The following is a 21304-nucleotide window of genomic DNA, read 5'->3' as shown; positions in this document are numbered from 1 at the left end:
CACGATCGCAGAAGCAGAAAGGATAGAGGCTGAGGTGTTAGCCTATAAGAGAATTTAATTTTCCATATTTCATTCCATGAACAAAGTTGTGGTAGGACTCTCCGGCGGAGTCGATAGCTCAGTTGCCGCAGCCGCTCTCCATCATCAAGGCTATGATGTCGTTGGCGTAACCCTTTGGTTGATGAAGGGCAAGGGTCAGTGCTGCTCAGAAGGCATGGTAGACGCTGCCAAACTTTGCGACTTTTTAGGCATTCCCCACCACATCGTGGATAGTCGCGATCGCTTTCAAGAAAACATTGTCGATTATCTGGTGTCTGGCTACAGCGATGGCATTACGCCGCTCCCGTGTTCTCAGTGCAACAAGGCGGTCAAATTTACGCCAATGCTGAACTATGCGCGTGAGCAATTGGGCATCGATACGATCGCCACAGGTCACTATGCCCGAACTCGTTACGACGAGCAGACAGGACGCTATCAATTACTTCGCGCCGTCGATCGCAGCAAAGACCAGTCCTATTTCCTCTACGACTTGGAGCAAGATATTCTCTCTCAAGTCATCTTTCCGTTGGGCGAACAGCCCAAAACTGAGACGCGACGCATTGCGGCTGAGTTTGGCTTGCACACTGCCGACAAGCCCGAAAGCCAAGATCTTTGTCTGGTTGAGGCAAACGGCTCGATGCGGGCGTTTCTCGACCAATACATCACGCCCCAAACGGGCGACATTGTGGATCGATCGGGAACCGTTTTGGGTCAACATGAAGGCGTTCATCACTACACGATCGGACAACGCAAAGGACTCGGCATCGCCCACAGCGAACCGCTTTATGTCCTCGAACTCGACCCCGGACGAAATCGGGTCGTTGTGGGCGATCGCTCTGAAGCTCAAGATCCAGGTTGCACGGTACAGCGCGTCAACTGGGTTTCGATTGCGGCACCCACGACCCCAATTCATGCCGAAGTTCAGATTCGATATCGGTCTTCTGCGGTGCCTGCGACGGTGATTCCGATCGAAGATTCTCGTGTGCGAATTGTGTTTGATGACCCCCAGTTCAGCATCACGCCCGGTCAAGCCGCCGTTTGGTATGACGGAGAGGTGTTGCTCGGCGGCGGCATCATTGAGCGGCAACCTTAAAAAGTATCAACCGGAGGGATAGCAGCATGGCCCAGACTGAAGCGTTTGTTGGGTCAACAATCCCAGCAATTCCGTTGCGTCTGTGGAGCGTTGATGAATATCACTGCATGATTGAGGCGGGAATTCTCACCACAGACGATAAGGTTGAATTGCTAGAAGGAAAAATTATTCAGATGAGTCCTCAAAATCCTCCTCACGCTTCGACGACTCAATGGGCAGGAAATTATCTGACGCGTTTGTTGGGCGATCGCGCCTTTATTCGCAATCCATTACCCATCACGATTCGTCCCAATTCTGAACCCGAACCGGATATTGCAGTTGTGCAGGTCGATCGTCGGGCTTATTTCAACCATCATCCTGCACCGGATGAAGTTTTCTTGTTAATCGAAATTGCTGATTCAACGCTAAGGTTCAGTGCTCTTCGCTGCGGTGCTTGTCCGCCCTGAACTAGAAGTTCGGGCTAATAGCGAAAGTCCGTTGAAACGGACTGAGGTCTAGCCTTTCTCTTCCAGTCCTGTTCAGAGGACTTTCGCTGTTAGCCTGGAAATTGATTTCCGGGCGAGTGAGGCTATGAACAAAGCTCGTCAAAAATTACAGGTTATTTAATTCCCGATCCTTAATCGCACTACTCAAGTGAGCAGTTGCGCTCTAAAGCTTGTCTCAACAAATCTTTGTAGAGGCGATTGTTGATTACATACGACCCAAATCGCTCTAAGTGCGGGTTCGTCATTTGAGCATCAAACAGCACAAACTTTCGGTTTCGCAGCCGCTCGACGAGTTTGACCATTGCCACCTTCGAGCCGTCTGGAATCTTAAAAAACATTGACTCCCCAATGAAAGCGCCGCGAATCACAATGCCTAGAATGCCGCCTGCAAGTTGGTCGCCTTGCCAGGTTTCAAAACTGTGTGCCCACCCTGCGTGATGCAGTGCCCAATAGACTTGTTTAAGCTCCTCAGAAATCCAGGTGGTTTCGCGATCGGCGCATCCCTCCACCACCGCTTTAAAGTCTCGACTCACCGCAGTCGTAAAGCGGTCTTGGTTTAAAACTCGTTGCAGCGATCGTGGATAGCGAAACCGCCCATCCAGCGGAATTAACGTCCGTTCTCGACTCGAATACCAGTCCAAATCGTGCCCCGACTCATCTGCCATTAAAAAATAACCCTGGGCATATCCTTCAATAATGGATGGCACATCGATTTGCATAAAGGGTTATTTTCGATGAGTTGCGAGAGTGACCAATGACAAAGCGATGAGTGTATAGTTTGGATAGTTTCGTTGATCGTTGCAGGTGTCATAGCAAATGGTTGAACCCATCCCACCGATCACGCTACCCGCAGCCACTAATCCAGTGCAAGAAGGAGAGTGGCTACAGCGAAACTTACACAAATGGCTAGATCAAGAATTTTTGCCAGAAGCGATTAATCACACGATCGCGCAAAGGGCTGCTCAAATTTACGTGCGGCAGCGCATGGAAGACGAGAATGATTTAGGCTCATTGGTGCTTGCGATCATTTCAGAAATGCAAGCCTTTGATTTTTCTCAAAGTTTTTATAGCGAGTTCGCGGTCGCCAATGCAGTCAGTGACATTCTGCTAGATAGTTTAGGCATCGATCGCTGTTGTGGGCAATAAAAACCAATAAAAAAGCTTTGAGCGTTGAATTTTGAGTATTGAGTCAATCAGCATTTCTAACTCAAAACTCAAAATTCGTAACTCAAAACTTTTCTACCAGCTTGACTTAACCACACCTGGCAAAAGCCCTTGGTGGGCCATTTCACGAAAGACGTGGCGAGACAGACCAAAGTCGCTATATACGCCTCTAGCACGACCCGTGACCCAGCAAATCTTCCGCACCCGCACACGAGCACTGTTGCGAGGCAATTGCTGAATTTGACGATGGATTGCCAGCTTTTGCTGTTGAGTCGTCGCTTTTGCGAACTGCTCTTTCAGCTCTGCTCTCTGTTCAGCATATTTGTCCACCGTTTCTTGGCGTTTTTTAGCCCGCTCAATCATGCTCTTCTTAGCCATGAAGATTTTGACCCTTTTAAAGACAGTGCCTCTCATTCTACCGAATTGATCGAGCGAGTGGCAAAATAGATTTGAGATTCCTGCTGCGATCGCGCCAAGGATCGCGGATTAAATAATATTGGTTACTGGCAAAGCTAATGGGCACGGCCGTGCCATGCCCTTACAAAACTGGGCTAGTTGCTTCTAGCGTCGGTTTTTCAGACAAGTTTGCCGAGGGGCAGAGATCAGCAAGCTCACAGCGATCGCACTGCGGATTTCTGGCCATGCAAGTTGCGCGACCGTGATAGATCAGCCGAATTGACCAATTTTCCCACTCAGGTTGAGCAATTAGTTTCATCAAATCTCGCTCAATTTTAACGGGATCGGTGTTTTTAGTGAGTCCGAGGCGATAAGTCAGTCGCTTGACATGAGTATCGACCGTGACCCCCAAATTTACGCCATAGGCGTGAGCAGACACCACATTAGCCGTTTTGCGAGCCACACCCGGAAGCTTGAGCAAGTCTTCCATCATTCTGGGCACTTGACCGCCAAACTCAGTCATGATCATCTGACACGCGGCTTGGATATTCTTCGCCTTGTTGCGATAAAAACCCGTAGAGCGCACTAGATTTTCAAGCTCTGCCACGTCTGCCCCTGCCAACGCTGCCGCATCTGGAAATCTCCGAAATAGCTCTGGCGTGACTAAATTGACTCTCGCATCAGTGCATTGAGCCGACAGAATCGTCGCCACCATCAGTTGAACGGGCGTTTCATAATCCAACGTGCAAGGAGCTTCGGGGTAGAGACGCTTGAGGCGAATCAGAATCTCCAATGCACGCTGTTTTTTTGCAGAAATCTTGCGCGTAATACTCACTACTGCGGAATCAGATTAACGGTGTCTCGAATGATCAGAAAAACGCCCAAACTCAGCAACAGCACCAATCCAGTTTGCATTACGCCATCTTGAATGCGAGTCGGAACAGGCTTTCCGCGCAGGCCTTCGATGAGCAAAAAGGCAAGCTGACCGCCGTCGAGAGCGGGTAAAGGCAGGATGTTAATGACTGCCAAATTAATGCTGATTAGAGCGGCAAAATTAAACAAGCTAGCAGAATCGGCTTGAGCGATTTTGGCACCCGTCGCGACGATCGCCACCGGGCCCGCTACCTGTTCTGCGGTCTTGCTAAAGTTGCTAACCAACTGTCCAAACCCTTGCACCGTCAGCACCACGATGCGCTGAAACTCTTCGGCAGCGATGCCAAAAATGCTCAAAAGATTGCTCGGACGCTGATAGACCGTTTGACCATTCGGTCGAAGCTGCACACCAATCCGACCTTTTCCTTTGTCATCGGCTTTAGGCGTAACGGTCAGCGAAACAGGCTCTCCCTGACGCTGAATTTGTAGCTGAATGGGCTTGCCAGGATTTGATTCGATCGCTTGACGCAAACTATCAGTCGCCTTCGCTGAAGCTTCTAGCGTCTGACCATTCACCGCAACAATCAAATCACCGTCTTTCACCCCCGCTTGGGCTGCGACGGCATCTTTAGACACCACTTGCGGCACAATTACGCCCGCTTGATAGTTAAAACTAGTGGGCAAGCCGACAATCGCCAGTTGAGTTACCAGCACAAGATAAGCAAACAAGAGATTTGAGATTACACCCGCACTGATCACGATCGCCCGATCTAACACCGGACGATTTCGCAGCAAATTTGGGTCGTTGGGCGGAATTTTGCTATCAGGATCGTCATCAGGAAAGCCCACAAACCCGCCCAAGGGCAAGGCACGAAGCGCATATTCGGTTTGCGATCCCTGATATTTCCACAAAATGGGGCCAAATCCGATCGAGAAGCGATTTGCATAGATTCCCTGAAGTCGCGCAGCCAGGAAGTGACCCAGTTCGTGTACGAAGATCAGGACTGCGAGAAGGGCAACAACAGCCAAAACTGACATAGGCTAAGACCTGTAAGCTCCGATGAAGACATCTCTCTATTCTAGAGTGCAAGCTGGGTCGTCACAAAACTTCACTCCAGAATTGATCCCAAAGAAGGAGAAAGAAATCACAAGGTTTGGCGCTTCAAATAAGGCTGCAACACGTCGGGTAGTCGAACTGTCCCGTCGGGCTGCTGATAGTTTTCTAAAACGGCTGCCATTGTCCGACCCACCGCTAACCCTGAACCATTCAGCGTGTGGACAAACTGCGTTCCTTTTTGTCCGGCTTCTTTAAAACGAATATTGCCGCGTCGGGCTTGAAAATCGAAAAAGTTTGAGCAACTTGAAATCTCGCGATAAGTGCCAGTCGAAGGTAGCCAAACTTCTAAGTCGTAGCATTTTGCAGCGCCAAAACCTAGATCTCCGGTACAAAGCTCGATCGTCCGATAAGGCAACTTCAACGCCTCAAGAATCGCCTCCGCATTCTGCACTAACGCTTGATGCTCCTGCCCAGACGTGCTGGGATGAACGATTTTAACCAATTCCACTTTATTAAATTGGTGCAGTCGAATCAGCCCACGGGTATCTCTGCCATAGCTGCCAGCCTCACGTCGAAAGCAGGGCGTATAGGCACAGTGATGAATTGGTAAACTGTCCGCCGCCAAAACATCATCTCGATAAAGATTTGTGACGGGCACTTCAGCCGTAGGTGCTAACCACAGATCGTCGTCGCTGCACTTAAAGCTCTCTTCCGCAAATTTGGGTAACTGTCCTGTAGCGATCAGGGATTGAGTATTGATTAAAAACGGCGGCAAAACTTCGAGGTAGCCTGCTGCGATTTGACGATCGAGCATAAACTGAATCAACGCCCGCTCTAGCGCCGCACCTGCTCCAAACAATGCCACAAATCGAGTTTGAGCGACTTTTGTTGCCCGTTCGGTGTTCAGAATGCCGAGCTTTTCGCCAATCTCATAGTGGGGTAGAAAATTTCCACCTTGCGGCTTAAACTCATCGCCCCACCGCCGAACTTCTACATTTTCGGTTTCATCTTTGCCGATCGGAGTCGTGTCACCGGGCAGATTGGGCAACGTTAACAACAGCGTCTCAATCTGCGCCTTCAGGTCTTTTTCTTGCGGCTCCGATTCGCCCAACTCAGCTTTGATCTGGTTGCCTTCATCCCGCAGGGCTTGAATCTCTTCACCTTTTGGATCGCTGCCCGATTTGATCTTTTGTCCGACTAGTTTACCGATTTCGTTGCTGCGTGCCTGAAGCGTCGATCGCGTTTTCTCTAGTTCTCGCTGCTGCTGGTCAAACTGCACGATCGGCTGAATATCATAACCGCCGCCACGCTGGTTAAGTTTCTCTTGAACGAATGCTGGATTTTCGCGAATTAGCTTCAGGTCAAGCACAGATCTTTCTCAATTGAGGTTGGTTTTGCCCATAAATTAGGATACCTTGCAGACGAGACGATGAAATCAGCCATCGCGCTTCACTCGCTTAAAATAGAAGACACCACGCTAACTGTGAGGGCTGTCATGCTACAGCACAACCCGTTACAACTACCATCGGCTGAAGATCTGCCCGAAACTGACCATACCCCTGTGGATAGTGAACTTCAAATTTTAGTCCCTAGCCTTTTAGCAGCAATTTTGACCTGGTATTGGCAAAAACGAACCGATTGGTTTTGGGGAATTAATTTAGGAATTTATTACATACCCAAAGCGCCCGCGATCGTGCCAGATGGTTTTTTGAGCTTGGGAGTCGATCGGGTCAAAAGCCCTAAAGGTCGCTTGAGTTACGTGGTTTGGGAAGAAAACAATGTTGTTCCCCTACTGGTTCTAGAGTTTGTTTCTAAGACCTATGGAAATGAATATGACACGAAAAAAGTAGACTATGCCCGAATGGGTGTGTTGTATTACGTAGTTTATAACCCTGAATATAGTCAACGCGATCGCTATGAACCCCTAGAAGTTTATCGTTTGATTGACAAAGACTATGTACTGCAACCAGGTGATCCTGTTTGGATTCCTGAAATGGGACTAGCGATCGGCAGAGAACAAGGCAGTTATCGGGGCTGGGCAAGAGAGTGGCTCTATTGGTATGACCCTCAAGGAAACCGCCTCCCCAGCCCCGAAGAAGTTGCCCAGCGTCTTGCCGCCAAATTAAAAGAAATGGGAATCGATCCAGACTTGCTCTGACAAACGTCTAAGGAACGTGGATTTATTAAGGTGTAACTTCTCGCCCTCTCCCTAATAAGCTACGGTGTACACAAATTGTCGTTGCGTTTGGGTCGGCTTCAGCCCCCTAAATCCCCCATTCTGGGGGACTTTGAGCCAAGACTCCAGTTTCAAAGTCCCCCACTCGTGGGGGATTTAGGGGGCAAAAGTCTCGGCAATGACAAATCAGAGGACTTTTACAGGTTATTTAATCCACGATCCTAAGGAACCGAAATTGGGATCAGCGCGTTCTCTGGTAAATATTGCCGATAGCGCCCGCCGTCTGACAACACGGCAACCATTCGGAGCGCATAGTCAGGGTGTACCTGCAAATCTGCCCAAGGAATACTAATTTCTAGACATTTATCGAGTCCGATTTGGGCACGAGTGGCGCGAGATGACCAGCGAAAATTATCGGCTGCTTCCTGAAGCCAAACGGTTTGAGTCAAAAGGTTAACTCCCAAATGGTGATGGAATTGATAGTTTAAGGGGGCTTCATCGGGCAGATCCACCAGCGGAATCGGGCTGTTTCGCATCGTTTGATTGGCGTAAAACCAGAACAAATTCAATTCAGGTGGGCAGTCGATGCCAGGTCGCACCCCTGCGCGAAAATCGAGGCGGAGATAGAAATTAATGTGGTCTAAGCCATACCAAAGTCGTTGAATCTCGCTGCTTTGGTGCATTGTGCCCCGTGCGCCCCCGACTTCGATCCGCCCTGCTTTATCCCAGTCTTGTTCGTCGCCGCGCCCGTCTACGATCGGATGAATAAATCCCTGAGGTGCATGGTCGCCCTGTTGAGCATGAATCTCGATCGGACGGCGCACATTCTCTGGAATCGGTTCGTCAAGCGCTTGATAAAGAGCGGCTAAGTGTTCGCGAAAAAGCTGATCAAACATGGCATCTTGGTTAGACGAATGCCCTTCGCCAAACCACCAAAACCAGTCAGAGCCTTCTGCGGCATAAAGTGCTTCCCACGCCTGTGGGTTTGCGTCTTCAGTCGCTTCAGGATGGTTTGCTAACACTTGACGAGCGGTGGTCAGCAAATCCCAGGCGCGGTTTTTAGCTGGATCGCCGATCCACGTCGTGAAACTGCCATCGACCCAAGAGCCGCTATGCAACTGTTCAGATGGGATTGTCTCAGTCGGCGGAAATTGCTCTGTGAATTCAGAAACAGTGACTAATTTCAGATCGGGATGATTGCTGAGAGTTTGATAAAGCGTTTCTAAAAAGGGCTTGCCATCTTGCGGATAGAACTCCCAGCAGTTTTCACCATCGAGGGCGATCGTCACTAACCAGGGCTGTTCTAGCGTCGTGCCGTTTCCATTGCGCTGTTTGAGCGATCGCGCGATCGCTTCTAAATGTCCGACCAGATCAGACGAGGCTCGTTTTGGCTCCATCGCGCTGTAGGTGAAGCCAATCAAGTCGGACAAGCGGTGATCTCGGAACACGATCGCCAAATCTCCCGCCGGGGTCTGCAACCGATAGGGACGATACAGCATTTCAGGATCGTAAACATTGCCAGTTTCGTCGCGATTAAAGAAGTGCTTGAGTGACCATCCCAAAACGGCTTCATCTGAACAAAGCCACTTAAACCCTTCTTTGGCAACATAGGGCAGAATTTGCGGACTCACCGACTGCTCAGAAGGCCACAACCCGCGAGGCGCTTGTCCAAACCGCTCTTCATACATCTGCCAGGCCCGACTTAAATGACGAGGAATGTCTTCTGCAAACTGGAATCGTTGCTCAGGCAGTGCCATTTGGGGCACGGCGACTCGACCCGCGTTGGTGTCTGCCAGCAGCGGCAAAATCGGGTGCGTGTAGGGCGATGTGATCACCTCAAGCTGTCCCGTCTCCTGCATTTGGCGATGCTGCGGCACAATGCGACTGAGAATCTCTCGATGTTTGGCGATAATTTGCTGGCGATCGCTCAAGCTAAATCCTTTGCCTTTTTCTAACCATCCCCCGATCTGCGGATCGTCCCAAAATAGCGGATCAATCCACGCCAGGTTGTGCCATGCCAGCAGATCGCTATAGTCGTGAGCGTTCCAGTTTTCTTTACACCACTCTCGACCTCGATCTTGACGTTGCCCATACAGTTCCGCGTAGCGAGGATGGGGATCAATTAGCGTGTGGTGATTGGCATCAAAGAAATGCTCGACAATAAATGCTTTTTGCTCAGAGTTGAGTTGCTCGATCGGAGTCAAGGTTAGTGCGAGATAAGGATCGATCGCTGTTCCTGCGACATAATCTTCGATTTGCAGAATCAGCGAGGGCACTAAGTTGACGGTTTGGTGCAGCTTAGGATATTTCTCTAGCAACAGCACCAGGTCTAAATAATCCTTCGTCCCGTGTAGGCGCACCCAAGGCAGACGATATTTCCCCTCCGAAGCGTAAGACCCTTCGCCGCCTCTACTTTTATAAAGTGGCTGGTGTTGGTGCCAGATGAAGGCGACATGCAGAGGATAAGACATAAGAATTGGGGCGTGAGTTTTGAGTGATGTGTTCTAAGGTAAATCAAAACTCACCCCTCAAAACTCAAATCCGTTACATAACTTGTTCGACTTCTTCAATTTCGGGAATGAATTCGCGCAGACGACGCTCGATCCCCATTCTTAAAGTCATTGCCGAACTGGGGCAAGAACCGCAAGCTCCTTGAAGTCTGAGCTTGACGATCGGGCCGTCTAACTCGACTAGCTCGACGTTGCCCCCATCTGCCATCAGATAAGGACGCAGTTCATCTAGCACGGTTTCAACGTTTTCTGTAGTCAGTGTCAGCGTTTGAGACATAGTTCACCTTTTGGACTGTAATTCTTGCCTGTTGATCTCGATCGTAGCCGCTTTTGGATTTTGAATTTCGATTGAGTCACCCATTCAAAATCCAACATCTGCTACACCAGCGCTGGTTCTAATAGTTTCACGTTTGAGAAACCAAACTCACTGGTCTGGGTCTGACCGTCTTGCTCAGTGCGAATAATTCGCTGGGTCAAGATGTAGTAGTTGCCCACTTTTTCGTAATGATCTTCAAAGTCGCTTTTGCCGCCTTTGACTTCGCCCGTTTGGGGATCGCTATAAACCGAGTCATAACGCTGAGAAAGATAACCTTCGCCCGTATTTTGACTGCTAAAGGTGTGAATTGTGACCACAATATCGCGAATGTGACGGTGAACGAGACTCACTTCATTGTTGTGAACTTTGTAGCGATCGCCCATCGCAGTTCCTTTAACCAAAATCTCAACGGCTCCCGTCTCGTCGGTTTCCCCTAACGTAAAGACATTCTTGCTGTGGGTTTCTTCAAAGGTGCGGCGAACTCGGTGAATCGAAGTCTCCCACAGTTGACCGTGAATCTCTTTTTTGGCTTCTTCATCGTCAATGTCAGAAACTTCAGCCTTCATACTCGCGTCGATGCGAGCTTTGGCTGTGTAAACGTCGTCGCCTTTTTTGTAGGTGACATCCATCGTATAGCCAGGGAAGTTTTTATCCCAGGTATAGCGGTTTTCATAAGCAGCACGAAATAGTTCGCGAGCTTCCATTGGTTCTGTCATGAAACGCTCCTTAATCTCCTTCTCTAGTTTAGAGACTTTGGGGATGATTGAGGAGGAATCAACTCTTAGCTAATCATCACAGGTTCTTGATAGAGCGGCACCGTAAAAGTGACAGTCGAACCCAACCCTTCACCCATGCTATAGAAGCGGACATCACCGCCCATCGCGTCTACCAGTTTTTGAGAGATGGCTAACCCTAGCCCAGTGCCCCCATATTGACGGGTCAGAGAGCCATCTACTTGGCTAAAAGATTGAAATAATTTATCTTGCTTCTCTAACGAAACCCCAATTCCGGTATCGGCAACCCGAACTTTTACCATGCCAGGCAGATCTTTACCTTGAACCACGACCCGCTTTTTAACTACTTCTACCGTAATCGTGATTCCGCCTTCATGGGTGAACTTAATAGCATTATTGACTAAGTTCAACATGACTTGCTTGAGCCGCTGGTAGTTGGCATAGAGCACGATTTCGTCGTAAGTTGGCGGCTTCTGAATTTCGAAGCTCAGATTTTTTTGGGGTAGTTGGGTGCTGGCAAATTTTTCGATATCTAATAATATTTCATCTAGACTGACTCGACTGCTTTCGATCTGCATTTTTCCGGCTTCAATCTTGGCGATGTCTAACACATCTTCAAGAATGGCTCCTAGATGCAAAGCTGAGTTGTGAGCTTCTTCAGTAAACTCTCGCTGTTCTTCTGGGTCGTCTGCCATGCCGTCAAGAATCAGCTTGAGAAAGCCAATCATGCCGTTGAGCGGAGTCCGCAACTCATGAGAAGTGTTGGCTAGAAATTCACTTTTGAGGCGAGACGCTTCTTCTGCCTGGTGACGAGCTTCTTCAAGTTCACGATGTTTTTGCAGCAGATTGCTGTTAACCCGCTGAAGCTCGATCGCTAGATTTTGACTCTCCGCAAATAGAGAGGCATGAGCGATCGCGGTGCCAACCTGATCGGCTAACTCTTGCATAAACTCGATTTCGGCTGGAGTCCACGATCGAGTCCGATCGCACTGATAGAGCACAATTACGCCGTTCGGCTGCTCTTGATAACAAGTCGCGACCATCAGCCGAGCTTGAGGCAAAGGAGATCTATCGGCTAAATCATTCGTAGTCGCACAGATGGTTTCAACACCCTCAACAGAAGGAGCCACCGCACTCACGGGTTTTAGCGTCGCCAAGACCTCACGTAAGGACAGATCATCGGCTAGAGAAAACTTCATTCCCAGAAGCGATTCTAGTGATTCTTGACGATATTCTGCGACGACTTCAATCTCAGAACTCAGCGCCTCAAACGGACAAATAACGCATCGACTCACGTCTAAAGCTTTGCCAAGCGCGTCAACGGTCTGCTGCCAAATGGTTGATAGATCCAGAGTGCGACGAATATTCCAGGCAATTTGCGTCAAAAGTTTTTGGTAACGATCGGAGCGCAACGGCAACGCGATCGGCGAGATTAAATCATCTGGGATCGGCTCATCCAGATTATGAGCTAACCGTTTTCCGGTCACGATGACCATTGAAGCGTTCCCTCCAGGCAGCAAAATCGGACTGATTAGCAACTCAAATAGTCCCGTCTCTTGGCGACAGTGACACAGACAGCGAAACTGTTCGGGAGTTTGGTGGTCTAGTACTCGCTTGATGCGCTCTAAATAAGGCGCGATCGCGACAGGTGCGAATTCTTCTAGATTCCCTGCTGATTGACCAGGCTGTCGCGTGTGACCTGCGTCTTGCCAATAAAAAGACAGCACATTCCCTGCTGCATCTTGAGTCATCACCAACTCGGCAACGCGCTCTAGATCAGTCGAAATCTCAGGGTTTAAGTGGGAGTTGTCCGATCGCAGGCTTGAAAAAGTCACAGAGAAAACCATCTAACTGAAAGCTGAAGGCAAAACATCAAAGCCAGAAAGTTTAGAATTAACGACGATGAGGAAATGCAGTGGATACATTCTCAGTGCCGACTCACGAATCCGGAAAGTCACCTAAAACTGTCTGATACAAACTTGATGATTCAACTGACGCTACCCTGCTTCCCTCAGTTTCGCACATTGTGATCAGCATCGAAAGTGACCCCTCAGCTAGTCATTCCACTCGCCTCTAGGTGGCACCGGGGGATTTCGTTGAAAACTCCGGGAAGTCTCTTCGTCTCGATGAGTCTCGCTGCGTAACCACTGCCGAATGGCCACTTCGACCACTTTGCTGGGGTCGTTGGTCAAATGCTTGAGCTGCTCAAGTAGCTCTGAGTCGATGTGAATCGATAGCTCTACTTTGTCAATGGATGGGTGAGAGTGCATTGCTGGGTCGTTCATCAGTAAAAACCGTAGATCCCGTCTTGTGTAGCCCAAACCTAAGTGCTAGTTTAACCGACTGATCGAATTTCTGGAAATTTGAGCAAAACTTTACGTCGTCAAGGTGGGTATTCGCGAGTCCAAACCAGTGTGCCAAACCAGTGTGAATGACGGGTCGCCCACGATCGCGAATCATGCAATAAACTGAGAAAGTATTAAACTATCTAAACATTCCTTATCTAAAGTGCAGTCTCTGGGATGGTCTAAAACCACCTTGTCCACTGTAATTATTCTTCATTTCACCCTTTTACCCTGGAGTCTATGACAGACGTTCCCGTCAGCCGCATCCGCAACTTTTCGATCATTGCCCACATCGATCACGGCAAATCAACGCTGGCAGACCGTCTTTTACAAGCAACGGGCACCGTCGATGCGCGGGAAATGAAAGAACAGTTCCTCGACAATATGGATCTAGAGCGTGAGCGCGGCATCACCATTAAACTGCAAGCTGCGCGAATGGACTACACCGCCAAAGATGGGCAAAACTATGTGCTGAATCTGATCGACACGCCGGGGCACGTAGACTTCTCGTATGAGGTGTCACGATCGCTGGCAGCCTGTGAAGGAGCGCTCCTCGTCGTCGATGCCTCCCAAGGGGTTGAAGCTCAAACTCTGGCAAACGTATATCTAGCGCTAGAGAACAATCTGGAGATTATTCCGGTGCTCAACAAGATTGACCTGCCGGGAGCAGAACCCGATCGCGTCAAACAAGAGATCGAAGAAATCGTGGGACTCGATTGCAGTGGGGCAATTTTGGCATCGGCAAAAGAAGGGCGTGGCGTTCCAGAAATTTTGGAGGAGATCGTGCGCCTCGTGCCGCCGCCTGCCGACACTGTTGATCAGCCTTTACGGGCATTGATTTTTGACAGCTACTATGACGCTTACCGAGGCGTGATTGTTTACTTTCGCTTGATGGACGGTCGATTAAAACAGGGCGACAAAGTGCGCTTAATGGCATCTGGCAAAGAATTCGTCATTGATGAGTTGGGCGTTCTATCTCCGACTCAGGTCAAGGTCAATGACCTTCATGCAGGTGAAGTGGGCTATTTAGCGGCTTCGATTAAAGCCGTCGAAGATGCTAGGGTCGGTGACACGATCACTCTGGCTAACAAACCTGCTTCTGAAGCGCTTCCTGGCTATGTAGAAGCCAAGCCAATGGTCTTTTGCGGAATGTTTCCGATCGATGCCGATCAGTTTCCCGAACTGCGCGAGGCGCTAGAAAGACTCAAACTCAACGATGCCGCTCTTAACTATGAGCCAGAAACCTCAAGCGCGATGGGCTTTGGCTTCCGATGCGGCTTTTTGGGCTTATTGCACATGGAGATTGTGCAAGAGCGGCTAGAGCGAGAATATAACCTGAACTTAATTATCACGGCTCCCTCAGTGGTTTATCAGGTGACGACGCTCAAAGGCGAGGTAATTTATATTGACAACCCCAGCAAGTTACCTGACCCGCAGCATCGCGAAAAAATCGAAGAACCCTATGTCCAGTTAGACATTATTACGCCAGAAACCTATGTCGGGGTGCTGATGGAGTTGTGTCAAACTCGGCGAGGCATCTTCAAAGATATGAAGTATATGACTCCGGGACGCACCACACTGATTTATGAAGTGCCCCTAGCAGAAGTAGTGACCGACTTTTTTGATCAAATGAAGTCGCGATCGCGTGGTTATGCCAGCATGGAATATCAGCTTATTGGCTATCGAGAAAACTTTTTGGTGAAGCTAGACATTATGATCAACGGCGATCCCGTCGATCCGCTAGCGACGATCGTGCATCGAGACAAAGCCTATGCCGTGGGGCGGGCGTTAACCGAGAAGCTCAAAGAATTGATTCCTCGTCACCAGTTTAAGATTCCGATTCAAGCTACGATCGGCAGCAAAGTCATTGCCAGCGAACACATTCCTGCTATCCGCAAAGATGTTCTCGCCAAATGTTATGGCGGCGACATTTCTCGGAAGAAGAAGCTGCTACAAAAGCAGGCAAAAGGGAAAAAACGTATGAAAGCGATCGGAACCGTAGACGTTCCTCAAGAAGCATTCATGGCGGTGTTGCGAATCACCCAAGAATAACCAAAGATTGTCACGTAGGGGCATGGCGCTGCCGTGCCCACTGATCCTAGTTGCCAATATGATTTAACTTGCGAAGCGTTATCAAGCATCAGCCAGGCATCACAAGGAACAAAGTTTTTTGTGAAACCAACGCAACAGGTTCCACATCCCGCAGAGTTCCAGCTTTAAGATTCAATGAAGTCCTCTGGTTGGGGTTACGTTTCAAACGAGCTTTTTGTTAAGGTTCTACTGAAATATGTCAATCCTTCCTCCGTCGGGTTGTAGGCGGATCTAAGTTGTCATGCCCAGCCTAAGTTTTGTGTATTGGCACGATCGCTTCTGGGTACACTTTTGGCATGGAATAGAACAATCATCTACCTCAGCCTTAATAAAGGGTGATCTCGACCTGTTTTGCCCGTTTGCACTTCAATAGCTTACTGAAACTATGCGAATTCTTGTCACTGGTGGTGCTGGCTTTATTGGTTCCCATCTCATCGATCGACTCATGTCTGAAGGGCATGAGGTAGTTTGCTTAGACAACTTTTATACCGGGCACAAGCGGAACCTTCTGCAATGGCTCGATCACCCCTATTTTGAGTTAATCCGCCACGATGTTACAGAGCCGATTCGGTTAGAAGTCGATCAAATTTATCATCTAGCTTGTCCTGCATCTCCGGTTCACTATCAGTTCAACCCAGTCAAAACGATTAAAACCAATGTGATTGGAACGCTGAATATGTTGGGCTTGGCAAAACGAGTCAACGCTCGATTTTTGCTGGCTTCGACCTCAGAAGTCTATGGCGACCCAGAAGTGCATCCGCAGTCAGAAGAATATCGGGGGAGCGTGAACCCGATCGGAATTCGTAGCTGCTATGACGAAGGCAAGCGAGTTGCAGAAACTTTGGCATTCGACTATCACCGTCAAAATGATGTAGACATTCGAGTTGCCAGAATCTTTAACACCTACGGGCCTCGGATGTTAGAAAACGACGGTCGCGTGGTCAGCAACCTCGTTGTCCAAGCGCTTCGCAACAAGCCATTGACGGTCTATGGTGACGGGTCGCAAACCCGCAGCTTCTGCTATGTCTCTGATCTCGTAGAGGGATTGATGCGCTTGATGAATGGCGACTTCATCGGCCCCGTAAACCTGGGCAACCCTGATGAATATACTATTCTGCAACTCGCTCAAACCATTCAAACGATGGTCAATCCTTCAGCAAATGTTAAATTTGAGCCGCTTCCTCAAGACGATCCCCGTCGTCGTAAGCCCGATATCACCCGCGCTAAGACTCATCTCGATTGGCAACCCACCATCCCGCTAAATGAAGGCTTAGAGCGCACGATCGCAGATTTTCAGGGTCGCATCGGTTCTCAAGTTCCGACCCAGCCTGAGTCTGTCGCTATCCACTAAATCTTGGGTTCTCTCAGTTGCCTCGCCCGTCGCTGAGGGAACGCTAAGATGCAGAGTTTGTCAAAGATTGTGTTCGTTGTTTTCTTGTCTTTTATATTCGAGGAGCTGCTATGCGCGTTTGTGTGATTGGTACGGGATACGTGGGTTTAGTGACTGGGGCTTGTCTAGCTCATATTGGACACCAGGTGATCTGTGTGGACAATAATGAAGCCAAGGTGAAGCTAATGCAGTCTGGACAGTCTCCGATTTTTGAACCGGGGCTTTCGGAGATTATGCAGGGGGCGATTCAATCTCAACGATTGGAGTTCACCACTGACTTGGCAGCCGGGGTCAAGCATGGACAAGTTCTCTTCATCGCCGTGGGAACGCCTGCCTTGCCGACCGGAGAAAGCGACACCCGCTATGTGGAAGCGGTTGCTCGTGGCATCGGCTCTCACTTGAATGGCGGCTATAAAGTAATTGTCAACAAATCGACGGTGCCGATCGGATCAGGTGACTGGGTGAGAATGCTTGTTCTTGATGGCGTTGCAGAGCGTGAAGGAGTCGCGGCTGAACCCGTGCTAGCGGGTATGAGCATTCCCGCGCTGCCTCGGTCAGTGAGAGAAGAGCACGATTTTGATGTCATTAGCAACCCAGAATTTTTGCGAGAGGGTTCGGCAGTTCATGACACGTTTAACCCCGATCGCATTGTCTTAGGCGGCAATAGCGCTCGTGCAACCGCGCTGATGCAAGAACTCTATGCCCCAATCATTGAGCGGCAATTTGCTGAAGATAAAACTCAGCCTCCCGTGTCAGTGGTGGCAACAGACCTGAGTTCGGCGGAGATGATTAAGTATGCCGCTAATGCATTTCTCGCGACTAAGATCAGCTTTATTAATGAAGTGGCAAATATTTGCGATCGCGTGGGTGCAGATGTGACTCAAGTGGCAAAGGGCATTGGGTTAGACTCTCGCATCGGCAGCAAGTTTCTGCAAGCGGGTCTGGGCTGGGGCGGGTCTTGCTTCCCGAAAGATGTGTCGGCACTGATTCACACGGCTGACGACTATGGGTTTGAAGCGCAACTTCTCAAAGCGGCGGTGAGTGTTAACCAGCGTCAAAAGCTGATTGTGGTTGAAAAGCTTCAGCAGGTTCTCAAAATCTTGAAGGGCAAAACGGTGGGTCTGTTGGGATTGACCTTTAAGCCTGATACGGATGATCTGCGAGATGCGCCTGCTCTATCTTTAATTGAGAATTTGACTCGCTTGGGTGCCAAGGTGAAAGCCTATGACCCGATCATTTCGCAGACTGGGATGCGTCACGGTTTGTCAGATGTGATTGTCGAAACCGATGCCGAACGACTCGCTGATCATTGTGATGCTCTAGTGTTAGTGACCGAGTGGCAGCAGTTCCAGACTCTCGATTACATCAAGATGGCACAGCTAATGCATGCTCCCATTTTGATTGACGGTCGGAACTTCTTGAATCAAGCCCTGATCGAAGAGGCTGGGTTCCGCTACGTGGGGATTGGTCGCTAAGACTGAGTGGTGACGCAAAGAAGCCTGTGGAGATGCCCGATCGAGCTTTCACAGGCTTTTTTGTGTTAACTTTGCTTCTCAAAAATCATTAAATGCTGTTGCGGTAGACTATTTCTCGTTTCGAGATAGGTCAGTCCGACGGATTGCATTTCTTTTTGCACTTGCTTTTGGGTCATTTTGTGAAGTCCCTTAATCAGAACTAAAGGATTTTCACCCCGATATTCGACCAAGACGACTCTGCCGCTAGGTTTTAAGGCTTTGACGATCGAGGTCATCACCTCTTTGGGATACTCAAATTCATGATAGGCATCGACCATCAGCGCTACGTCAACACTTTCAGCCGCTAGATTCACATCGGTGACACTGCCTAAAACAGGCTGCACATTCGAGAGGTGCTTTTTGGTTTTCAGCGTCTTTAAAATCTCAATCATTTCGGGTTGCACATCGACTGCCAGCACTTTGCCCTTAGACACACGAGGCGCAATCCGAAAGCTGAAGTAGCCCGTTCCAGCGCCGATGTCAGCCACGATATCGGTTGATTTGAGATCGAGTCCTGCAATCACTTTTTGCGGTTGCTCCTCGCCATCTCGCCGATCTCGCTCTAGCCATCCTGCCCCTTCATATCCCATGACCTGAGCGATTTCTCGTCCCATGTAAACCTTGCCGATGCCATCTGGGTTGTGGAACGATCGGGTTTCGTAAACCAATCCATCTGCGAGGGCAGCGGGAAAGAATCCCAGCCCCAGCAAAACCAGGATCATCGCCCTCAAAAGAATCTTTTTCAACACCACTTCACACCACCTGATAACTAAATCGAAACGTTGCCCACGCATTCACACTAAGCGCGTAGGTGTCTCCAGTTGCTCCTAGTACGCTAGATTGGCTTGCTTGATGCAAGTCTTGCAGCACCGCTTGAGCCACCTCTAAGGAATTAGGTAGGGGGCGAATCGTCCCCGGTTCTGAGTTCTGTTTAAAGGTTTCTGCTAAGAGCGTCTGGGTTTGCCTGAGCGGAGCGCGACTGCAAATTAAGTGAGTTTCGGTTAGCCCGATCGGACTTTGCACCACCCACTCAAACGTCGGCGCGACAGCAGGCACCGTCAAGGTTTCTTCTGTCTGTAGAGTTGCGTCTACGGTATGAAAAGCAAATGCACTGCCGCTACTGTCTAACCCAATCAGCACCCCATAAATTGGCTGCTGGCTGTCATTTTGAATGCGATATTGAATGCGAGTTCCGATCGCAACAGTAGGCATCTTTCCATCCAGCGGGACGGTGAGGGTTTGGTCAGATTGACCCGGCGCTCGATCGGTTCTTTTCTCGATGAGAATTTGTGATTGAGGAGCCGTTGTTTTGAGCGTTGCGCGAACGGCTAGACGCGACGATCGTTCATTGACAGTCAGTCTCAATAGCTTGGCTGTGAGTAAAGTTTGCAGTTGCGGAGCCAAACGCTTGACAGCAACTTTCACGGCTTCTCCTGCCTCGCCTGCGGTGCTAGAAATCATCTCTCTACCTTGAGAAAACAAGCCATAGCCAGAAGACGTGGCTAATCCCACGATCGGGGCTGATGGCAACGCGGCGACTTGAGTATTAGCCGACACCTTGCCAAACAGATAATCAGCAGGTTGCTCTCCGGCAGGTGCCGCCGATAAATGAGGAATTGCAGAAAAAGCACTGACGGCATCGACTCGCTCAATTCGCTCTAAGGTGCTGTCTAGCGCCACACTCAGCCCAAGATTGCGCGGAATGATTCGCACCGCTTCTTGCACCCATTGCCCAACGGTGAGCGTTTCATCAGGCAAACTCGACAGCAGACGAGCCTTTGCGATTAAGCCATCACGGGCGAAGATCTGTAGCTGAGAGGAGGTCTCCACCTTCATCATCAGCGAGTCTACACCAGATTGTTCTAACACTTGAGGAGAAAGCCCTGCTAACCAGATCTGCCCCGCTTTGCCATTTTCTGCGACTCGAATCACCACTCCGTCTGCTGAAACTTGTGACACGGGCAAGTGATAAGGCGTTAACGGGCGATCGTGACTTTTTTGCCCTTCTAAGCTGGGCTGCTGTTGATGGGCGCGTTGCCCAATTTCTGCGGCGGCTCGACTGAGAACCACTCGTAGCGTGGTCGCAGGGGTTGATTGCCAAAGCTGTTGAGTTAGCGCGTAAGTCAATAAACCTGCGTTAAAACCATTCCAGCGCGCCTCGCCTGCAAATTGGTTTGAATTAGCCGCCCCTAAAATCACACCCGGAATTTGCTTTGCCTGTCGTTGCCCTCTCAGTTGAGTTCTATTGAGTTTTAACGCTTCAAGGCGCTGCGCTTGAAACACGATCTCTGCATCCTGTAAGTGATTTGCAGAGGGCATCGGCTGCGATCGTATCCGCAAATTTCCTTGAAGCGTGGCTCCGATATCGGCATAGCCCGCGTCGAGAATCGTCGTCACCTGATCAGTAGGCAACGACTTTAGCAGTAATAGCAGCGTCTCTTCGGGAAGTCTGTTGACGATCGAGTCTGCATCAGAAGCTGGATCGTCGATCGTCACTAAACTCGTTTGGGCATCTTCTCCTGCTCCGCCTAAATTGAGCAAACTGCCGTGCCCACTGAAATGAAACACGATCACATCACCCGCTTTAGATGGATTGACTAAATGTTCAATAAAAGCGGTTTCGATCTGCGATCGCGTTGCCTGCTGATCCGTCAGGGTTAAAATATCAGACGGCTGAAACCCAAATCGATGAATCAATAACTCTCGTTGTAGATCAACATCGGTGAGACAACCTTGAAGCGCTGCACTGCGATATTGATTGATGCCAATCAGTAACGCCAGCTTTCGGTGAGTTGACTGAGCTAAGACTTGACGAGAGCGATCGACCGCGAGAGCGAGTCCTACTTGACTTGTGCCCCATGCTGCTAGTAATAAGCCCGTCTGCTGCAAAAACGATCGCCGCTTCATCTCTTGCCATCTGCCCCTAGCCCTTAGCTATTAGCCTAGCAAGAAAGGGGAAAGTGCGCGTTTCTAAAAGAAAGCCTAAATCCCTGGCTGGTATTAGATTTTCCTCTACTGCTTTGCAATAGGGAGAGGAGAGTTAGTTCTTCCGATCGTTCTTGCCGTTAAGGATTGGAAAGGTTAACAATTTATTAGCCTACATTCTCAAAGAAGTGAGGGG

At 49.5% G+C, this 21304-nt stretch carries 19 protein-coding genes; 7 read left to right on the top strand and 12 right to left on the bottom strand.

Annotated elements, in window-relative coordinates; genetic code table 11:
- Nucleotides 1–76: 76 nt before the first annotated feature.
- Nucleotides 77–1132 carry a tRNA 2-thiouridine(34) synthase MnmA gene (gene mnmA / locus C7B65_RS04330; RefSeq protein WP_073069824.1) on the top strand — a complete coding sequence of 352 codons (1056 nt, stop codon included), beginning with the start codon at nt 77–79 and terminating at the stop codon, nt 1130–1132.
- Between the two features lie 26 nt (nt 1133–1158).
- Nucleotides 1159–1578: a Uma2 family endonuclease gene (locus tag C7B65_RS04325; protein ID WP_073069823.1), complete on the top strand. Its 420-nt coding sequence runs from the start codon at nt 1159–1161 to the stop codon at nt 1576–1578.
- A 179-nt stretch (nt 1579–1757) separates the two neighbouring features.
- On the opposite strand, the gene aat is transcribed toward C7B65_RS04325, so the two are convergent.
- On the bottom strand, nt 1758–2336 hold the full coding sequence (gene aat / locus C7B65_RS04320; protein WP_073069822.1) for a leucyl/phenylalanyl-tRNA--protein transferase: 579 nt from the start codon (nt 2334–2336) through the stop codon (nt 1758–1760).
- 97 nt (nt 2337–2433) lie between these two features.
- Between aat and C7B65_RS04315 the strand changes: the two genes are divergently transcribed.
- Nucleotides 2434–2763 (top strand): hypothetical protein, encoded by a 330-nt coding sequence (locus C7B65_RS04315; RefSeq protein ID WP_073069821.1) that lies wholly within the window; start codon nt 2434–2436, stop codon nt 2761–2763.
- 93 nt (nt 2764–2856) lie between these two features.
- Here C7B65_RS04315 and rpsN read toward each other — a convergent pair whose 3' ends face one another.
- The 4 genes from rpsN to serS form a co-directional block, all read right to left on the bottom strand.
- A complete protein-coding gene (rpsN, locus tag C7B65_RS04310; RefSeq protein WP_073069820.1) occupies nt 2857–3159 on the bottom strand; it encodes a 30S ribosomal protein S14 in 303 nt (100 codons plus the stop codon).
- 160 nt (nt 3160–3319) lie between these two features.
- On the bottom strand, nt 3320–4012 hold the full coding sequence (gene nth / locus C7B65_RS04305; protein ID WP_073069819.1) for an endonuclease III: 693 nt from the start codon (nt 4010–4012) through the stop codon (nt 3320–3322).
- On the bottom strand, nt 4012–5088 hold the full coding sequence (gene rseP, locus C7B65_RS04300) for an RIP metalloprotease RseP (protein WP_073069818.1): 1077 nt from the start codon (nt 5086–5088) through the stop codon (nt 4012–4014). The genes nth and rseP overlap by 1 nt, the downstream gene beginning before the upstream one ends.
- 107 nt (nt 5089–5195) lie before the next feature.
- The gene (gene serS, locus C7B65_RS04295; RefSeq protein WP_073069817.1) at nt 5196–6476 is read right to left on the bottom strand and encodes a serine--tRNA ligase; all 1281 of its coding nucleotides are present in this window, start codon (nt 6474–6476) and stop codon (nt 5196–5198) included.
- Between the two features lie 60 nt (nt 6477–6536).
- Between serS and C7B65_RS04290 the strand changes: the two genes are divergently transcribed.
- Nucleotides 6537–7265, top strand: coding sequence for a Uma2 family endonuclease (locus C7B65_RS04290; RefSeq protein ID WP_317615799.1), 729 nt, complete (start codon nt 6537–6539; stop codon nt 7263–7265).
- Nucleotides 7266–7504: 239 nt separating this feature from the next.
- Here C7B65_RS04290 and C7B65_RS04285 read toward each other — a convergent pair whose 3' ends face one another.
- The 5 genes from C7B65_RS04285 to C7B65_RS04265 form a co-directional block, all read right to left on the bottom strand.
- Complete coding sequence (locus tag C7B65_RS04285) at nt 7505–9754, bottom strand: glycoside hydrolase family 57 protein (RefSeq protein WP_106253933.1); 2250 nt, start codon at nt 9752–9754, stop codon at nt 7505–7507.
- Nucleotides 9755–9827: 73 nt separating this feature from the next.
- Nucleotides 9828–10070, bottom strand: a complete 243-nt coding sequence (locus tag C7B65_RS04280) for a NifU family protein (RefSeq protein WP_106253932.1) — start codon at nt 10068–10070, stop codon at nt 9828–9830.
- Nucleotides 10071–10171: 101 nt separating this feature from the next.
- Nucleotides 10172–10825 carry a DUF3386 domain-containing protein gene (locus C7B65_RS04275; protein WP_106253931.1) on the bottom strand — a complete coding sequence of 218 codons (654 nt, stop codon included), beginning with the start codon at nt 10823–10825 and terminating at the stop codon, nt 10172–10174.
- Between the two features lie 65 nt (nt 10826–10890).
- Nucleotides 10891–12678 carry a GAF domain-containing sensor histidine kinase gene (locus C7B65_RS04270; protein ID WP_244913159.1) on the bottom strand — a complete coding sequence of 596 codons (1788 nt, stop codon included), beginning with the start codon at nt 12676–12678 and terminating at the stop codon, nt 10891–10893.
- A 219-nt stretch (nt 12679–12897) separates the two neighbouring features.
- Nucleotides 12898–13128 (bottom strand): type II toxin-antitoxin system CcdA family antitoxin, encoded by a 231-nt coding sequence (locus C7B65_RS04265; protein ID WP_106253929.1) that lies wholly within the window; start codon nt 13126–13128, stop codon nt 12898–12900.
- A gap of 300 nt (nt 13129–13428) precedes the next feature.
- On the opposite strand from C7B65_RS04265, the gene lepA reads away from it, so the two are divergent.
- The 3 genes from lepA (at nt 13429) to C7B65_RS04250 (ending at nt 18144) form a co-directional block, all read left to right on the top strand.
- Nucleotides 13429–15240 carry a translation elongation factor 4 gene (lepA, locus tag C7B65_RS04260; RefSeq protein WP_106253928.1) on the top strand — a complete coding sequence of 604 codons (1812 nt, stop codon included), beginning with the start codon at nt 13429–13431 and terminating at the stop codon, nt 15238–15240.
- A 424-nt stretch (nt 15241–15664) separates the two neighbouring features.
- On the top strand, nt 15665–16630 hold the full coding sequence (locus C7B65_RS04255) for a UDP-glucuronic acid decarboxylase family protein (RefSeq protein WP_106253927.1): 966 nt from the start codon (nt 15665–15667) through the stop codon (nt 16628–16630).
- A gap of 110 nt (nt 16631–16740) precedes the next feature.
- The gene (locus tag C7B65_RS04250; protein ID WP_106253926.1) at nt 16741–18144 is read left to right on the top strand and encodes a UDP-glucose dehydrogenase family protein; all 1404 of its coding nucleotides are present in this window, start codon (nt 16741–16743) and stop codon (nt 18142–18144) included.
- Between the two features lie 65 nt (nt 18145–18209).
- Here the strand turns inward: C7B65_RS04250 and C7B65_RS04245 are convergent, their stop codons facing one another.
- Nucleotides 18210–18935, bottom strand: a complete 726-nt coding sequence (locus C7B65_RS04245) for a class I SAM-dependent methyltransferase (RefSeq protein ID WP_244913158.1) — start codon at nt 18933–18935, stop codon at nt 18210–18212.
- Nucleotide 18936: 1 nt separating this feature from the next.
- Complete coding sequence (locus C7B65_RS04240) at nt 18937–21090, bottom strand: caspase family protein (RefSeq protein ID WP_106253924.1); 2154 nt, start codon at nt 21088–21090, stop codon at nt 18937–18939.
- Between the last annotated feature and the right edge of the window lie 214 nt (nt 21091–21304).

The sequence above is a fragment of the Phormidesmis priestleyi ULC007 genome (genome assembly GCF_003003695.1).
In the GTDB taxonomy this organism is placed as follows: Bacteria; Cyanobacteriota; Cyanobacteriia; order Leptolyngbyales; family Leptolyngbyaceae; genus Phormidesmis_A; species Phormidesmis_A priestleyi_A.
This window is presented reverse-complemented; position numbering and strand designations above follow the sequence as displayed.

Coding starts and splice junctions, on each gene's coding strand:
- mnmA (WP_073069824.1), top strand. CDS start 77: ATGAACAAAGTTGTGGTAGGACTCTCCGGCGGAGTCGATAGCTCAGTT.
- C7B65_RS04325 (WP_073069823.1), top strand. CDS start 1,159: ATGGCCCAGACTGAAGCGTTTGTTGGGTCAACAATCCCAGCAATTCCG.
- aat (WP_073069822.1), bottom strand. CDS start 2,336: ATGCAAATCGATGTGCCATCCATTATTGAAGGATATGCCCAGGGTTAT.
- C7B65_RS04315 (WP_073069821.1), top strand. CDS start 2,434: ATGGTTGAACCCATCCCACCGATCACGCTACCCGCAGCCACTAATCCA.
- rpsN (WP_073069820.1), bottom strand. CDS start 3,159: ATGGCTAAGAAGAGCATGATTGAGCGGGCTAAAAAACGCCAAGAAACG.
- rseP (WP_073069818.1), bottom strand. CDS start 5,088: ATGTCAGTTTTGGCTGTTGTTGCCCTTCTCGCAGTCCTGATCTTCGTA.
- C7B65_RS04290 (WP_317615799.1), top strand. CDS start 6,537: ATGAAATCAGCCATCGCGCTTCACTCGCTTAAAATAGAAGACACCACG.
- C7B65_RS04285 (WP_106253933.1), bottom strand. CDS start 9,754: ATGTCTTATCCTCTGCATGTCGCCTTCATCTGGCACCAACACCAGCCA.
- C7B65_RS04280 (WP_106253932.1), bottom strand. CDS start 10,070: ATGTCTCAAACGCTGACACTGACTACAGAAAACGTTGAAACCGTGCTA.
- C7B65_RS04275 (WP_106253931.1), bottom strand. CDS start 10,825: ATGACAGAACCAATGGAAGCTCGCGAACTATTTCGTGCTGCTTATGAA.
- C7B65_RS04265 (WP_106253929.1), bottom strand. CDS start 13,128: ATGAACGACCCAGCAATGCACTCTCACCCATCCATTGACAAAGTAGAG.
- lepA (WP_106253928.1), top strand. CDS start 13,429: ATGACAGACGTTCCCGTCAGCCGCATCCGCAACTTTTCGATCATTGCC.
- C7B65_RS04255 (WP_106253927.1), top strand. CDS start 15,665: ATGCGAATTCTTGTCACTGGTGGTGCTGGCTTTATTGGTTCCCATCTC.
- C7B65_RS04250 (WP_106253926.1), top strand. CDS start 16,741: ATGCGCGTTTGTGTGATTGGTACGGGATACGTGGGTTTAGTGACTGGG.
- C7B65_RS04240 (WP_106253924.1), bottom strand. CDS start 21,090: ATGAAGCGGCGATCGTTTTTGCAGCAGACGGGCTTATTACTAGCAGCA.